Genomic DNA, 1,594 nt, shown 5'->3' on the forward strand with positions numbered 1-1,594 from the left:
GATCCCGGATCCCGCCCGGATTCCGCCCGGTCGGTCAACGAGTGCCTTGCTCGATCTTGTGAAAGAGGGGCTCGGTGTACGGCGTCGTCGGGCTGCCGATGTCGTCCTGCGGCAGTGCCGTGCCAGTGCCCGCGCGGCGCCTGGGTGGGTCTCTGCGGCCGGAACTGGCGCTGGAGCCTGGGGTGTTGCCGGTGGGAGGCGGAACGTCGTCCGGTTCGGGCGGAGTCCGATGGGGCGAACGGTCCGTATTCTCTTGATCATGGCCGCACCCACCGCATACGCACTGATCGCCACGGACCTGGACGGAACGCTCCTGCGTGCCGACGACACGCTCTCCGACCGGTCGCGGGCCGCGCTGGCGCGGGCCACGGCCGTGGGTGCCCGGCATCTGGTGGTGACGGGACGGCCGGCTCCGAGAGTCAGGCCCCTGCTCGACGACCTCGGCGCAGGGGGGCTCGCGGTGTGCGGGCAGGGGGCGCAGTTGTACGACGCCGGAACGGACCGTCTGCTGTGGTCGGTCACCCTGGACCAGGAACTGGCGGAGACCGCGCTCGGCAAGATCGAGGCCGAGGTCGGGCAGGTGTACGCCGCCGTCGATCAGGACGGCGTCGACGGGCTCACGCTCATCGAGCCCGGGTACCTGATGCCGCACCCGACACTGCCCGCCGTACGAGTGCCGCACCGGGACGATCTGTGGGCCGCGCCGATCAGCAAGGTGCTGCTGCGCCACCCGTCCCTGTCCGACGACGAGTTGGCTTCGGCGGCGCGCGGAGCGGTCGGTTCCCTCGCGACGGTCACCATGTCGGGGCCGGGCACCGTCGAGCTCCAGCCGTGCGGCATCACCAAGGCGACGGGGCTCGCGCTGGCCGCCGAGCATCTCGGGCTGACCTCGTCCGCCACCATCGCCTTCGGTGACATGCCCAACGACATCCCGATGTTCGACTGGGCGGCGCACGGAGTCGCCATGGCCAACGCTCATCCCGAGCTGAAGGCCGTGGCGGACGAGATCACCCTCTCGAACGAGGACGACGGGATCGCGGTCGTGCTTGAGCGGTTGTTCGGGAGTCAGTAGGCCCCGAACACGTTGTCGATCGAGCCGTAGCGCGCCGCCGCGTAGTTGCAGGCCGCGGTGATGTTCGCGATCGGGTCGTAGGGGTCCCACGAGGTGCCGGGGACGTGGTACGCGGCGAAGGTCGGGTCGATGACCTGGAGGAGGCCCTTGGAGGGGGTGCCGGCTGCCGCGTTCGAGTCCCAGTTGTTGATGGCGTTCGGGTTGCCCGACGACTCGCGCATGATGTTGCGGTAGATGCCGTCGTACGTTCCGGGGATTCCGTTCTGCGCCATGATGTCGAGCGATTCGCGGATCCAGCCGTCCAGGTTGTTCGCGTAGTACGTCGTCGTCGATGACGTGGACGACGTGTCCGCCGATGCCGTCGTCGCGGTCAGGACGGGGACAAGCAGGGCCGCGGCGGCCGTCCCGGTGATGGCGAGTGTGCGCGTGAGGGTGCGCGGGCGGCGGAGGGTTTTCGCGTGGCGGTGCTGACCTCGTGCGGGCATGGTGAGTCCTCTCCGGCGCCTGCGAGGTGAGCTGTCG

Annotated in this window: 2 protein-coding genes; one reads left to right on the forward strand and one right to left on the reverse strand. The window is 69.8% G+C overall.

All coding sequences use genetic code 11. The annotated features are described in order from the left end of the window. Positions 1–259 precede the first annotated feature (259 nt). Positions 260–1,072: a Cof-type HAD-IIB family hydrolase gene (locus tag AOK08_RS38830; RefSeq protein ID WP_055534879.1), complete on the forward strand. Its 813-nt coding sequence runs from the start codon at positions 260–262 to the stop codon at positions 1,070–1,072. On the opposite strand, the gene AOK08_RS38835 is transcribed toward AOK08_RS38830, so the two are convergent. Next, complete coding sequence (locus tag AOK08_RS38835; RefSeq protein ID WP_055534877.1) at positions 1,066–1,557, reverse strand: transglycosylase SLT domain-containing protein; 492 nt, start codon at positions 1,555–1,557, stop codon at positions 1,066–1,068. The two genes, AOK08_RS38830 and AOK08_RS38835, sit on opposite strands and share 7 nt — an antisense overlap. Between the last annotated feature and the right edge of the window lie 37 nt (positions 1,558–1,594).

Origin of the sequence: Streptomyces graminilatus (genome assembly GCF_001418565.1) — a bacterium.
Taxonomy (GTDB): Bacteria; Actinomycetota; Actinomycetes; order Streptomycetales; family Streptomycetaceae; genus Streptomyces; species Streptomyces graminilatus.